The sequence below is a fragment of the Streptomyces durhamensis genome (genome assembly GCF_000725475.1).
GTDB lineage: Bacteria > Actinomycetota > Actinomycetes > Streptomycetales > Streptomycetaceae > Streptomyces > Streptomyces filipinensis.
In genome coordinates this window covers 103,126-115,960 of record NZ_JNXR01000012.1, presented here as the reverse complement: position 1 = coordinate 115,960, position 12,835 = coordinate 103,126, and the positions used below count along the sequence as shown (strand labels likewise).

Below are 12,835 nucleotides of genomic sequence, written 5' to 3'. Positions count from 1 at the left end.
ATGATGCGACGACGTACCACCCTGCTCACCTGCTGCACCGCACTCGTCCTGGGCCTCGGAGCCACCGCCTGCGGCGGCGGACCGGTCTCCGCGGGCGGCGGCGACAAGGCGCTCAGCGGCCAGACCGTCACCGTGGCCGGTGTCTGGACCGGCAGCGAGCAGAAGAACTTCCAGAAGGTGCTGGACGCCTTCACCGCGAAGACCGGCGCCAAGGCGCAGTTCACCTCCACCGGCGACAACGTCTCCACCGTCGTCGGCAGCAAGATCGAGGGCGGCAACGCGCCCGACGTCGTGATGGTCCCGCAGGTCGGCGTCCTGCAGCAGTTCGCGAAGAAGGGCTGGCTGACGCCGCTGTCGCAGACCGCCCAGCAGACGGTCGGCGCCGACTACGCGCCCGTGTGGAAGAAGTACGGCAGCGTCGACGGCACGCTGTACGGCCTCTACTTCAAGGCCGCCCACAAGTCGACCGTCTGGTACAGCCCCGACGCCCTCGGCCAGGCCGGGGTCAAGCCCCCGAAGACGTACGACGAGCTGCTCAAGGCCGGGCACACGGTCTCCGACTCCGGCCTCGCCGCCTTCTCGGTCGCCGGCCAGGACGGCTGGACCCTCACCGACTGGTTCGAGAACATCTACCTCTCCCAGGCCGGACCCCAGAAGTACGACGCCCTCGCCGCGCACAAGCTGAAGTGGACCGACCCGTCCGTCGTCAAGGCGCTCACCACGCTCGGCAAGCTGTTCAAGGACAAGCAGCTGGTCGCAGGCGGCCAGAAGGAGGCCCTGAACACCGACTTCCCCGGCTCGGTGGAGAAGGTGTTCGGGCCCAAGCCCGAGGCCGGCATGGTGTACGAGGGCGACTTCGTGGCCGGCGTCGCACACGACCAGTTCGGCAAGACCATCGGCAAGGACGCGAACTTCTTCCCCTTCCCCGCGGTCGACGGCGGCACGGCGCCAGTGGTCAGCGGCGGTGACGCGGCGGTCGTCCTCAAGGACGGCAAGAACGCCAAGGCCGGCATGAAACTCCTGGAGTACCTGGCCACCCCCGAGGCCGCGGCCGTCTGGGCGAAGGCGGGCGGATTCCTGTCGCCCAACAAGAAGCTCGGCCTCTCCTCCTACGGCGACGACGTCACCCGCGCCACCGCCAAGTCCCTGGTCGGAGCCGGTGACTCGGTCCGCTTCGACATGTCCGACCAGGCGCCCGCGGCCTTCGGCGGCACCAAGGGCGCCGGGGAGTGGAAGCTGCTCCAGGACTTCCTGCGCGACCCCTCCGACCCGAAGGGCACCGCGGCGAAGCTGGAAGCCGCGGCGGCCAAGGCCTACCAGGGCTGAGCGGCAGCACCATGACCGCCACCGCTCTCGTGAAACAGCAGGCGGGCCCGCGGGCCGCCGGCCCGGCGCCCGTGCGCCGCGGCCGGCGGCGCGCCCGGCTGATCGCCCTGCTCTTCGTCCTCCCCGCCCTGCTCCTGCTCGGCGCACTCGTCGTCTACCCGGTGCTGTTCTCCGTCGGCCGCAGCTTCTTCGACGCCTCCGGCACCCGGTTCGTCGGCGGCGACAACTACACCGAGATGTTCCGCGACCCGGCGACCCTGAAGGCCATCCGCAACACCACCATCTGGGTGGTCGTGGCCCCCGCCCTGCTCACCGGCCTCGGCCTGATCCTCGCCGTCCTGGTGGAGAAGGTCCGCTGGGCCACGGCGTTCAAGCTGCTGCTCTTCATGCCGATGGCGGTGTCCTTCCTCGCCGCCGGCATCATCTTCCGGCTCGCCTACGACGAGGACCCGAACAAGGGCGTGCTGAACGCGGCCGTCGTCTCCGTCCACGACGCCTTCAAGGGCACGTCGTCGTATCCGACGGCACGGGGCCGTGCGGGCCTGCTCAGCCAGGAACGGGACGGCTCCTACCGCACCCACGCGGCCGTGTCCCCGGGCCACTCGGTGAACCTGCCCATGGTCGGAGTCCTGCCCAAGGACCTGCCCAGGGGCGCCGAGCCCGCGTCCCGGGGGGCTTCGCACACGGCCGCCGCAGGCGAGCTGCGCGGTGTCGTCTACCTCGACTTCACCCCCGGCGGAGGAGGCCGGCAGGGCAAGGTCGACCCGAAGGAGAGCGGCCTGCCCGGCATGAGGGTCGAGGCGGTGCGTGACGGCGGCACGGTCGCGAGCACCACGACCGCGGCCGACGGCTCCTACCGCTTCGCCGGGCTGCACGCGGGCTCGTACACGCTGAAGCTCCCGGAGTCCAACTTCGCGCCGCCCTACCAGGGCGTCTCCTGGCTCGGTCCGACCCTGGTCACCCCGGCGATCATCGGCGCGTACCTGTGGATCTGGACGGGTTTCGCGATGGTGCTGATCGGGGCGGGCCTGTCCACGCTGCCCCGGGACGCGCTGGAGGCGGCCCGGATGGACGGCGCGAACGAGTGGCAGATCTTCCGCAGGATCACCGTCCCGCTGCTCGCGCCCGTGCTCACCGTGGTCTTCGTGACCCTCGTGATCAACGTGATGAAGGTCTTCGACCTCGTCTACATCATCGCGCCCGGACCCGTGCAGGAGGACGCCACCGTCCTCGCGACCCAGATGTGGCTCGTGTCCTTCGGCGGCGGCAACAACCAGGGCCTCGGCAGCGCCCTCGGCGTGCTGCTCCTGCTCCTGGTGATCCCCGCGATGGTCTTCAACGTCCGCCGTTTCCGACAGAGCCAGCGATGAGGAGTAAGCGATGAACACGATCAGGCGGGGCCTGGGCAACGGTCTCGTCCAGGCGTTCCTCGTGGTGATCGGCCTGGTCTGGCTGACCCCGCTCGCGGGACTGTTCCTGTCCTCCCTCCGCTCGGCGCAGGACACCGCGAAGGGCGGCTGGTGGACGGCCCTGGCGAGCCCCGGCCGGCTGTCCTTCGACAACTACGCGGCGCTGCTGAAGAACTCCGGCATGACGCAGGCCTTCTGGAACACGGTGCTGATCTCGGTGCCGGCCACCACCCTCGTCGTGGTGATCGCCGCGCTCGCCGGATACGCCTTCGCCTGGCTGGACTTCCCCCTGCGGGAACCGCTGTTCCTGCTGGTGGTGGCGCTGCTGGTGGTGCCGGTCCAGATCGGCCTGCTGCCGGTGGCCAAACTCTTCGGCGCCCTCGGCCTGTTCGGCACGATCCCCGGTGTCGTCCTGTTCCACGTGGCGTACGGGCTGCCGTTCGCGGTGTTCCTGCTGCGCAACTACTTCGCGGAGATGCCGAAGGAGATGCTGGAGGCGGCGCGGATGGACGGCGGCAGCGAGTGGCGCATCTTCACGCGGCTCGTCCTGCCGGTGGGGCGTCCGGCGATCGCCTCGCTCGCGATCTTCCAGTTCCTCTGGGTCTGGAACGACATGCTGGTCGCCCTGCTCTTCGCCGACAGCTCCTCCCAGCCGCTGACCGTGGAACTGCAGTCCCAGATCCGGCAGTTCGGCAGCAACATCGACGTCCTGGCGCCGGGCGCGTTCCTGTCCCTGATCGTGCCGGTGGTGGTGTTCTTCGCGTTCCAGCGGCACTTCGTGCAGGGCGTGATGGCGGGCTCGGTCAAGTGACCGGGCCCGCCGGGGTCACGGTGGTACGCCGATCACGTGCGCCTACAGCGGCAGCGCCTGGCGCTGCCGCAGCCGGCCGCACCGGCGGCCAGCAGGGCGACGCGGGCGGCCCACACCCGCACCTTGCTGGTCCGGCGTGGCATCAGCCGTGGAAGGTGATGTAGCCGTTGCCGTCCCGGTCGTCACGGGACTTGGTGTAGGCGTGGGTGTCCGCGTGGGCACCCGACGGCTTGTACAGGTAGATGGTGTCCTTGTCGTTGTTCCACAGGAAGTTGCAGTTCTGGCGGTAGACGACGTTGTTCGCGTCCGAGTCGGTGCCGTGGCCGCCGCGCAGCTTCACGTAGTCACCGGGTTCGAGGTAGTGGTTCGAGCCGAACGCGAACCGGTTGCCGGTGGCGTCCTTGACGACATAGCCCTTGAGGTTGACGGTCGTGCGCGAGTAGTTCTTGATCGTCAGGTACTCGTCCCTGGTGTTGCCGGTACGGCAGTTGTTGGAGTCCCGCCCCGGCGCGTCGTACTGGACGCCCTTGATCTTCAGGGCGGAGGAGTACTCGGTGGCCTGGGCCGGAGCCGCGACGACGACGGCGAGCGTTGCGGCCGTGATGGATGCGGCCAGCGCGAAGCGTATACGCATGAGGTCCCCCCTCAGTGGTGCGGATGCAGCGGCAGGAGCTTACACAAAAGTTGAGTGTTGTATGAATATTTGGCGCAGAAATAGTGGCGGACCTGGTCGGGGGGTGTCGTCACAGACGACGAGGGCGGCAGGGGAGTGATCCCCTGCCGCCCTCGTCGTTCAGCGATTCACCGGCTCACGGCGACGCCGGCGGATACAGCGACCTCGGCAGCTGTGAAGCGGCAGCCGAGTCCAGGAGCCACAGCGTGCGCGAGCGGCCCCGCGCCCCCGCTGCCGGTGCCTGGATCTCCCCGGCGCCCGACAGCGCGATGGCCGCGGCCTCCGCCTTGTCCTCGCCGGCCGCGAGCAGCCACACCTCGCGGGCCGACCGGATCGCCGGCAGGGTCAGGCTGATCCGGGTGGGCGGCGGCTTGGGCGCGCCGTGCACGCCGACCACCGTGCGCTCGGTCTCCCGTACGGCCGGCAACTCCGGGAAGAGCGAGGCCACATGGGTGTCCGGGCCGACGCCCAGCATGAGCACGTCGAAGGTGGGCACCGAGCCGTGGTTCTCCGGCCCGGCCGCCTTCGCCAGCTCCGTCGCGTACGCCTCGGCGGCCGCGTCGACGTCCTTGCCGTACGGGCCGTCGGAGGCGGGCATGGCGTGCACGCGCTCCGGGGCCAGCGGTACGGCGTCCAGCAGCGCCGCGCGGGCCTGCGTGACGTTGCGCTCGGGGTCGCCCTCGGGCAGGTAGCGCTCGTCGCCCCACCACAGGTCGAGACGGCCCCAGTCGATGGCGTCCCGCGCGGGTGCCGCCGCCAGCGCGGCCAGCAGGCCGTTGCCGTTGCGCCCACCGGTGAGGACCACGGACGCGGCGCCCCGGGAGGCCTGCGCGTCCACGATCTTCGTGATCAGGCGGGCCGCGGCGGCCTGGGCCATCAGTTCCTTGTCGCCGTGGACGACCAGCTGAGGAGTGCTCACTTCGCCGCCGCCTTCCTCGCCGGTGCCTTCTTCGCGGTCTTGGCCGCGGCCTTCTTCGCGGGCGCCTTCGCGGCCTCCTCGACCGGCTCCGGCTCGGCGACCGGCCCGGCCGCCTCCTGCGCGGCCGCCTCGGAAGCGGAAGCCTGCTCCGGAACCGAGCTCAGCCGCTCCACGCCGTAGCGCAGTGCCGAGGCGTAGGTGTCGTCCGGGTCGAGCCGGCGCAGCTCCTCCGCGATCAGCTCGGCGGTCTCCCGCCGCTTCAGCGCCACCGCGCGGGCCGGCTGGCCCTCGATGGACAGGGTGGCCAGCGAACCGTCCGCCCGGTCCAGCACGATCGGGCCGCAGTCGGTGTCCATGCGGACGGCCGTGAGGCCCGGGCCGGACGACAGCGAGCGTTTCACCGGCACGTCCAGCCGGTCCGCGAGCCACATCGCCAGCAGCTCGCAGCTCGGGTTGAACTCCTCGCCCTCCACCTCGACGGCCTGCACCTCGCAGGTGACCTGGTCCAGGGCCGCCGCGAGCATCGAGCGCCACGGCGTGATCCGGGTCCAGGACAGGTCGGTGTCGCCGGGCGTGTAGGCCGCGGCGCGGGCCGACAGCTCCCGCACCGGCTGCTCGGCGGCGTAGGTGTCGGTGACCCGGCGCTGGGCCAGCGCGCCCAGCGGGTCCTTCGCCGGGTCCAGCGGGGCGGTCACCGGCCACCACACGACCACCGGCGCGTCCGGCAGCAGCAGCGGCAGTACGACCGAGTCGGCGTGGCCGGTGACCTCGCCGTACAGCCGCAGGATCACCGTCTCACCGGTGCCCGCGTCCGCGCCCACTCGCACCTCGGCGTCCAGCCGCGAGGACGTGCGGCCGCGCGGGGTGCGGGAGACCCGCCTGATGACCACCAGCGTGCGCGACGGGTGCTCGCGCGACGCTTCGTTGGCGGCCTTCAGGGCGTCGTAGGCGTTCTCCTCGTCGGTGACGATGACAAGGGTCAGGACCATGCCGACGGCGGGGGTGCCGATGGCACGGCGGCCCTGCACGAGCGCCTTGTTGATCTCGCCGGCGGTGGTGTCGGTCAGGTCTATCTTCATGGCCGGCGCCAGCTCCGTCCGTCTCGTGCGAGCATCTCGTCGGCCTCGGCGGGGCCCCAGGTGCCCGACGGGTACTGCGCGGGCCTGCCGTGCTTGTCCCAGTACTGCTCGATCGGGTCGAGGATCTTCCAGGACAGCTCGACCTCCTCCGTGCGCGGGAAGAGGTTGGCGTCGCCGAGCAGCACGTCCAGGATGAGCCGCTCGTACGCCTCCGGGCTGGACTCCGTGAACGACTCGCCGTAGGCGAAGTCCATCGAGACGTCCCGGATCTCCATCGAGGTGCCCGGCACCTTGGAGCCGAACCGCACGGTCACGCCCTCGTCCGGCTGGACGCGGATGACGATCGCGTTCTGGCCGAGCTCCTCCGTCGCCGTGGTGTCGAAGGGGGAGTGCGGGGCCCGCTGGAAGACGACGGCGATCTCCGTCACGCGGCGGCCGAGGCGCTTGCCGGTGCGCAGGTAGAAGGGGACGCCCGCCCAGCGGCGGTTGTCGATCTCCAGCTTGATCGCCGCGTAGGTGTCGGTCTTCGACTTCGGGTCGATGCCCTCCTCTTCGAGGTAGCCGATGACCTTCTCACCGCCCTGCCAGCCGCCCGCGTACTGCCCGCGCACGGTGCTGCGGCCCAGGTCCCTGGGCAGCCGGACCGCACCGAGGACCTTCTCCTTCTCCGCGGCCAGGGCGTCCGCGCCGAAGGAGGCCGGCTCCTCCATGGCCGTGAGGGCCATGAGCTGCAGCAGGTGGTTCTGGATGACGTCACGGGCGGCGCCGATGCCGTCGTAGTAGCCGGCCCGGCCGCCGATGCCGATGTCCTCGGCCATGGTGATCTGCACGTGGTCCACGAAGGACCGGTTCCAGATCGGCTCGAACATCGTGTTGGCGAAGCGCAGCGCCAGGATGTTCTGGACGGTCTCCTTGCCGAGGTAGTGGTCGATCCGGAAGACCTGGTCCGACGAGAACACCTCGTGCACGACCTTGTTCAGCTCCTCGGCCGACTTCAGGTCGTGTCCGAAGGGCTTCTCGATGACCGCGCGCCGCCAGGAGCCGCCCGACTGGTCGGCCAGACCGTGTTTCTTCAGCTGCTGGATGACCACCGGGAAGGAGCGCGGCGGCACCGACAGGTAGAAGGCGAAGTTGCCGCCCGTGCCCTGCGCCTTGTCGAGCTCCTCGATGGTGGCCCGCAGCCGGTCGAAGGCGTCGTCGTCGAAGGTGCCCTGGACGAAGCGCATCCCCTGGATGAGCTGCTGCCAGACCTCCTCACGGAACGGCGTGCGCGAGTGCTCCTTCACCGCGTCGTGCACGACCTCGGCGAAGTCCTCGTGCTCCCAGTCGCGGCGGGCGAAGCCCACCAGCGAGAAGCCCGGCGGCAGCAGGCCCCGGTTGGCGAGGTCGTACACCGCGGGCATCAGCTTCTTGCGCGACAGGTCGCCCGTGACACCGAAGATGACCAGACCCGACGGCCCCGCGATGCGCGGGAGCCGTCGGTCGGCCGGGTCACGAAGCGGGTTCGCTCCGGAACCGGAAACGGGTGACAAGTCAGCCCTCCGAAGGGGCGAGGCGCTCGAGCTCCGCCTGGGTGGACTTCAGCAGGTCGTTCCAGGACGCCTCGAACTTCTCCACGCCCTCGTCCTCCAGCACCTGCACGACGTCGTCGTACGAGATGCCGAGCCGCTCCAGCGCGTCGAGGTCCGCACGCGCCTGCTCGAAGGTGCCGGATACGGTGTCGCCGCTGATCTCGCCGTGGTCCTCGGTGGCTTCCAGCGTGGCCTCCGGCATGGTGTTGACCGTGTTCGGCGCGACCAGGTCGGTGACGTACATCGTGTCCTGGTACGCCGGGTCCTTCACGCCGGTCGACGCCCACAGCGGACGCTGCTTGTTGGCGCCCGCGTTCTCCAGCGCCTGCCAGCGGTCGGAGGAGAAGACCTCCTCGTACGCCTGGTAGGCGAGACGCGCGTTGGCGACGGCGGCCTTGCCGCGCAGCGCCTTGGCCTCGTCCGTGCCGAGACCGTCCAGGCGCTTGTCGATCTCGGTGTCCACACGGGACACGAAGAAGGACGCCACCGAGTGGATCAGCGACAGGTCCAGGCCGCGCTCCCGGGCCTTCTCCAGACCGGAGAGGTAGGCGTCCATGACGGCCCGGTACCGCTCCAGCGAGAAGATCAGGGTGACGTTGACGCTGATGCCGAGGCCGATCGTCTCGGCGATGGCCGGCAGACCCGCCCGGGTGGCCGGGATCTTGATCAGCGTGTTGGGGCGGTCGACGAGCCAGGCGAGCTGCTTGGCCTCGGCGACGGTGGCCTTGGTGTGGTGCGCCAGGCGCGGGTCGACCTCGATGGAGACCCGGCCGTCCTTGCCGCCGGTGGCGTCGAAGACGGGGCGCAGGATGTCGGCGGCGTCGCGGACGTCCGCCGTGGTGATCATGCGGATGGCCTCTTCGACGGTGACCTTGCGGGCGGCGAGGTCGGACAGCTGCTGGTCGTAGCCGTCGCCCTGCGAGATCGCCTTCTGGAAGATCGTCGGGTTGGTGGTGACGCCCACGACGTGCTGCTGGTCGATCAGTTCGGCGAGGTTGCCGGACGTGATCCGCTTGCGCGACAGGTCGTCCAGCCAGATCGCGACGCCTTCCTCGGAGAGGCGCTTGAGTGCGTCTGTCATGGAATTACATCTCCTACGTGTCGTATATGAGCGTCAGCGCTGGGCGGCGGCGAGGGATTCCCGGGCCTGGGCGGCCACGTTCTCCGCAGTGAAGCCGAACTCGCGGAAGAGCACCTTGCCGTCGGCGGAAGCACCGAAGTGCTCCAGGGAAACGATGCGGCCGGCGTCCCCCACGTACTTGTGCCAGGTCAGCCCGATGCCCGCCTCCACGGCGACACGGGCCTTGACGGACGGCGGCAGCACCGAGTCCCGGTACCCCTGGTCCTGCTGCTCGAACCACTCCACGGACGGCATGGACACCACACGGGTGGGAACGCCGTCGGCCTGCAGCTGCTCCCGCGCCTCGACGGCCACGTGCACCTCGGAACCGGTGGCGATCAGGATCACCTGCGGCTCGCCGCCCTCCGCCTCGAAGAGGACATAACCGCCGCGCGCGGCATCCTCGTTGGGCTCGTACGTCGGCACGCCCTGGCGGGTGAGGGCGAGGCCGTGCGGCTGGCCCTTGCCGAACTCCTTGGTGTAGCGCGCCAGGATCTCGCGCCAGGCGATCGCCGTCTCGTTGGCGTCGGCCGGGCGGACGACGTTCAGGCCCGGGATCGCGCGCAGCGAGGCCAGGTGCTCGACCGGCTGGTGGGTCGGGCCGTCCTCGCCGAGGCCGATGGAGTCGTGCGTCCACACGTACGTCACCGGCAGGTGCATCAGGGCCGACAGGCGCACGGCGTTGCGCATGTAGTCGGAGAAGACCAGGAAGGTGCCGCCGTAGACGCGGGTGTTCCCGTGCAGGGCGATGCCGTTCAGCTCCGCGCCCATGGAGTGCTCGCGGATGCCGAAGTGGATGGTGCGGCCGTAGGGGTTGGCCTCGGGCAGCGGGTTGCCCTCGGGCAGGAAGGAGCTGTCCTTGTCGATGGTCGTGTTGTTCGAGCCGGCGAGGTCGGCGGAGCCGCCCCACAGCTCGGGGACGACCGCGCCGAGCGCCTGCAGCACCTTGCCGGAGGCGGCACGGGTGGCGATGCCCTTGCCGGGCTCGAAGACCGGGATCTTCTCCTCCCAGCCGGTGGGCAGCTCACCCCTGCTGATCCGGTCGAACTCGGCCGAGCGCTCCGGGTTGTCGTCCCGCCACAGCTGCAGGGACTTCTCCCACTCGGCCTTCGCCTGGGCGCCGCGCTCCAGGGCCCTGCGGGTGTGGGCGATCACCTCGTCCTCGACCTGGAAGCTCTGCTCGGGGTCGAAGCCGAGGACGCGCTTGGTGGCCGCGACCTCCTCCTCGCCCAGCGCCGAGCCGTGGGCGGCCTCGGTGTTCTGGGCGCTCGGGGCCGGCCAGGCGATGATCGAGCGCATCGCGATGAAGGACGGCCGGTCGGTGACCGCCTTGGCCTTCTGGACGGCGTCGTAGATGGCAGCCGGGTCCAGGTCGCCGTTGTCCTGGGCCTCGACGCGCTGCACGTGCCAGCCGTAGGCCTCGTACCGCTTGACGGTGTCCTCGGAGACGGCGGTCTCGGTGTCGCCCTCGATCGAGATGTGGTTGTCGTCCCACAGCAGGATCAGGTTGCCGAGCTTCTGGTGCCCGGCCAGCGAGGAGGCCTCGGCGGAGATGCCCTCCTGCAGACAGCCGTCACCGGCGATGCAGTAGACGAAGTGGTCGAAGGGCGACTCGCCCTGCGGGGCCTCGGGGTCGAACAGACCGCGCTCGTAGCGGGCGGCCATCGCCATGCCCACGGCGTTGGCCACACCCTGCCCGAGCGGGCCGGTGGTGGTCTCCACGCCCTTGGTGTGCCCGTACTCCGGGTGGCCCGGGGTCTTCGAACCCCAGGTGCGGAAGGCCTTCAGGTCGTCCAGCTCCAGGCCGAAGCCGGCCAGGTACAGCTGGGTGTAGAGGGTCAGGGACGAGTGGCCGGCGGACAGCACGAAGCGGTCGCGTCCCACCCACTCGGGGTCGGCCGGGTCGTGCCGCATCACCTTCTGGAAGAGGGTGTAGGCGGCCGGAGCCAGGCTCATCGCCGTACCGGGATGGCCGTTGCCGACCTTCTGTACGGCGTCTGCGGCCAGGATCCGGGCGGTGTCCACGGCCCGCTGGTCCAGCTCGGTCCACTCAAGGTCTGTGGTGGTCGGCTTGGTGCTCACCCTGGGTCAGGGCTCCTCTCCACATGTCGGTCGCCGGTCTTCGGGGCATGCGCCCACCCGGCCGCCGGCGTGCTTGGCGCCCACCGGCCGCTGTCGAGCCTACCCCCGTGAGGACGTGCATTTTTTCGAGTGTTTCCAGACTGCAGGGACTGCGCGCGATCCGCCTCCCGACTGGCCGAACGCGCCATTTGGCACATGAATACGGCGGGGGTCATCTGAGCGCTCAATCGAGTGGCGGGTCCCCTCTTATGGGGTGTGCGCCAACACGACCCCACCCCCGCGAAGGCCGGGGTATGGGCAACGTCTAAAGTGGCGTGGTACGCGCGAGCCTTTACCGGTACTTCACACGGGCAGGCTTGCTGGGATGTCTCTGTCAGGGGTGTGCGTGACGGCCGTCGAATCCCGTCCAGCGGGTGTGGTTCGTGGGGCGAACCAGGGCCCGGTTCACCGGCCGTTCGGGGCCCGTGTCAAGGCGTTCGTGGCGCTGACCAAGCCGCGGATCATCGAGCTGCTGCTCATCACCACCGTTCCGGTGATGTTCCTGGCCCAGCGGGGTGTGCCCGACCTGGGGCTGGTCCTGCTGACCTGCGTCGGCGGCTACCTGTCGGCGGGCGGCGCCAACGCCCTGAACATGTACATCGACCGGGACATCGACGCCCTGATGGACCGCACCTCGCAGCGGCCGCTGGTGACCGGCATGGTCAGCCCGCCCGAGTGCCTGGCCTTCGGCATCACCCTGGCGGTCGTGTCCACGCTGCTGTTCGGGTTCACCGTCAACTGGCTGAGCGCCTGGCTCTCACTCGGAGCGCTGCTTTTCTACGTCGTCGTCTACACGATGATCCTCAAGCGGCGTACCTCGCAGAACATCGTGTGGGGAGGCATCGCCGGCTGCCTCCCGGTGCTCATCGGCTGGTCCTCGGTCACGAACTCGATGTCCTGGGCGCCGGTCATCCTCTTCCTCGTCATGTTCTTCTGGACGCCGCCGCACTACTGGCCGCTGTCCATGAAGGTCAAGGAGGACTACGCGCGCGTGGGCGTGCCGATGCTCCCGGTCATCGCCTCCAACAAGGTCGTCGCCCGGCAGATCGTCATCTACAGCTGGGTGATGGTCCTGGTCTCCCTGCTCCTCACCCCGCTCGGCTACACCGGCTGGTTCTACACGGTGGTCGCCCTCGCGGCCGGCGGCTTCTGGCTCTGGGAGGCGCACGGGCTGCAGAACCGGGCGAAGGCCGAGGTGACCGGCGTGAAGCTGAAGGAGATGCGGCTCTTCCACTGGTCGATCACCTACGTGTCGATCCTGTTCGTCGCCGTCGCGGTGGACCCCTTCCTGCGCTGACACACGTCACACGGGTCTGCCCTCGCCAGTCGATCTACTCATGAGTAGCATCCTGGGCATGGCAGACACGCAGCAGGTTGACCCGAAGGCCGAGCGCACGGCGGCGAAGCTCGCCCACCAGATCAGCACCTTCGCCAAGGCCCACGGCGGCGCCGAGGGACAGGTGGCCCACATCGGCGAGCGCGGCGCCCGTATCGTGCTCGTGGGCGAGGACGGAGGCTGGGGCGACCTCGTGGCCCCCAGCACCGAGATCGCCGAGAAGGCCGTGGAGAAGTCTGGCATCACGGTCCACGAGTCCTTCGACGGCGAGTTCGCGGCGAAGGTGACGACCGGCGCGTACGAGTGGAAGCGGATGGCCGGCATACAGATCGGCGGTTGATCTCCCGCGCCCGAAAGGCGCGGGACCGTATCGACACGCGGCTCCGCCGCGGGGGCGCGATCAGCCACATACGGTCCGAAGCCGCCAAACAACCCGCAGCCCCGAGCTGATCCGCGACCTCATACCCCGT

The 12,835-nt window shown here is 69.8% G+C and carries 11 protein-coding genes; 5 read left to right on the top strand and 6 right to left on the bottom strand.

Translation table 11 applies throughout. The features are described 5' to 3' along the window. The 3 genes from IO33_RS0118240 to IO33_RS0118230 are packed head-to-tail and all read left to right on the top strand — an operon-like array spanning position 1 to position 3,546. A complete protein-coding gene (locus tag IO33_RS0118240) occupies positions 1-1,326 on the top strand; it encodes an ABC transporter substrate-binding protein (RefSeq protein WP_031166117.1) in 1,326 nt (441 codons plus the stop codon). 11 nt (positions 1,327-1,337) lie between these two features. Further along, positions 1,338-2,696, top strand: coding sequence for an ABC transporter permease (locus tag IO33_RS0118235; protein ID WP_031166115.1), 1,359 nt, complete (start codon positions 1,338-1,340; stop codon positions 2,694-2,696). Between the two features lie 10 nt (positions 2,697-2,706). Further along, positions 2,707-3,546 (top strand): carbohydrate ABC transporter permease, encoded by an 840-nt coding sequence (locus IO33_RS0118230; protein ID WP_031166113.1) that lies wholly within the window; start codon positions 2,707-2,709, stop codon positions 3,544-3,546. 142 nt (positions 3,547-3,688) lie between these two features. On the opposite strand, the gene IO33_RS0118225 is transcribed toward IO33_RS0118230, so the two are convergent. The 6 genes from IO33_RS0118225 to tkt all read right to left on the bottom strand — a co-directional run bounded on the left by IO33_RS0118225 (position 3,689) and on the right by tkt (position 10,990). Continuing rightward, entirely contained in the window at positions 3,689-4,180 is a 492-nt protein-coding gene (locus IO33_RS0118225) for a lamin tail domain-containing protein (RefSeq protein WP_031166111.1), read from the bottom strand. A gap of 175 nt (positions 4,181-4,355) precedes the next feature. Next, positions 4,356-5,138, bottom strand: coding sequence for a 6-phosphogluconolactonase (gene pgl / locus IO33_RS0118220; RefSeq protein WP_031166108.1), 783 nt, complete (start codon positions 5,136-5,138; stop codon positions 4,356-4,358). Continuing rightward, positions 5,135-6,217 (bottom strand): glucose-6-phosphate dehydrogenase assembly protein OpcA, encoded by a 1,083-nt coding sequence (gene opcA / locus IO33_RS0118215; protein ID WP_031166106.1) that lies wholly within the window; start codon positions 6,215-6,217, stop codon positions 5,135-5,137. Before opcA ends, pgl begins: the two co-directional genes overlap by 4 nt. Continuing rightward, complete coding sequence (gene zwf, locus IO33_RS0118210; RefSeq protein ID WP_031166103.1) at positions 6,214-7,749, bottom strand: glucose-6-phosphate dehydrogenase; 1,536 nt, start codon at positions 7,747-7,749, stop codon at positions 6,214-6,216. Before zwf ends, opcA begins: the two co-directional genes overlap by 4 nt. Before the next feature lies 1 nt (position 7,750). Further along, entirely contained in the window at positions 7,751-8,869 is a 1,119-nt protein-coding gene (gene tal, locus IO33_RS0118205) for a transaldolase (protein ID WP_031166101.1), read from the bottom strand. Between the two features lie 33 nt (positions 8,870-8,902). After that, complete coding sequence (tkt, locus tag IO33_RS0118200) at positions 8,903-10,990, bottom strand: transketolase (RefSeq protein WP_031166099.1); 2,088 nt, start codon at positions 10,988-10,990, stop codon at positions 8,903-8,905. 379 nt (positions 10,991-11,369) lie between these two features. On the opposite strand from tkt, the gene IO33_RS0118195 reads away from it, so the two are divergent. Together IO33_RS0118195 and IO33_RS0118190 are read left to right on the top strand one after the other, a co-directional pair. Further along, positions 11,370-12,326 carry a heme o synthase gene (locus IO33_RS0118195; protein ID WP_031166097.1) on the top strand — a complete coding sequence of 319 codons (957 nt, stop codon included), beginning with the start codon at positions 11,370-11,372 and terminating at the stop codon, positions 12,324-12,326. A gap of 58 nt (positions 12,327-12,384) precedes the next feature. After that, on the top strand, positions 12,385-12,705 hold the full coding sequence (locus IO33_RS0118190) for a hypothetical protein (protein ID WP_031166095.1): 321 nt from the start codon (positions 12,385-12,387) through the stop codon (positions 12,703-12,705). The last annotated feature ends 130 nt before the right edge of the window (positions 12,706-12,835 follow it).

Coding starts and splice junctions, on each gene's coding strand:
- IO33_RS0118225 (WP_031166111.1), bottom strand. CDS start 4,180: ATGCGTATACGCTTCGCGCTGGCCGCATCCATCACGGCCGCAACGCTC.
- opcA (WP_031166106.1), bottom strand. CDS start 6,217: ATGAAGATAGACCTGACCGACACCACCGCCGGCGAGATCAACAAGGCG.
- IO33_RS0118230 (WP_031166113.1), top strand. CDS start 2,707: ATGAACACGATCAGGCGGGGCCTGGGCAACGGTCTCGTCCAGGCGTTC.
- IO33_RS0118240 (WP_031166117.1), top strand. CDS start 1: ATGATGCGACGACGTACCACCCTGCTCACCTGCTGCACCGCACTCGTC.
- IO33_RS0118235 (WP_031166115.1), top strand. CDS start 1,338: ATGACCGCCACCGCTCTCGTGAAACAGCAGGCGGGCCCGCGGGCCGCC.
- tal (WP_031166101.1), bottom strand. CDS start 8,869: ATGACAGACGCACTCAAGCGCCTCTCCGAGGAAGGCGTCGCGATCTGG.
- IO33_RS0118190 (WP_031166095.1), top strand. CDS start 12,385: ATGGCAGACACGCAGCAGGTTGACCCGAAGGCCGAGCGCACGGCGGCG.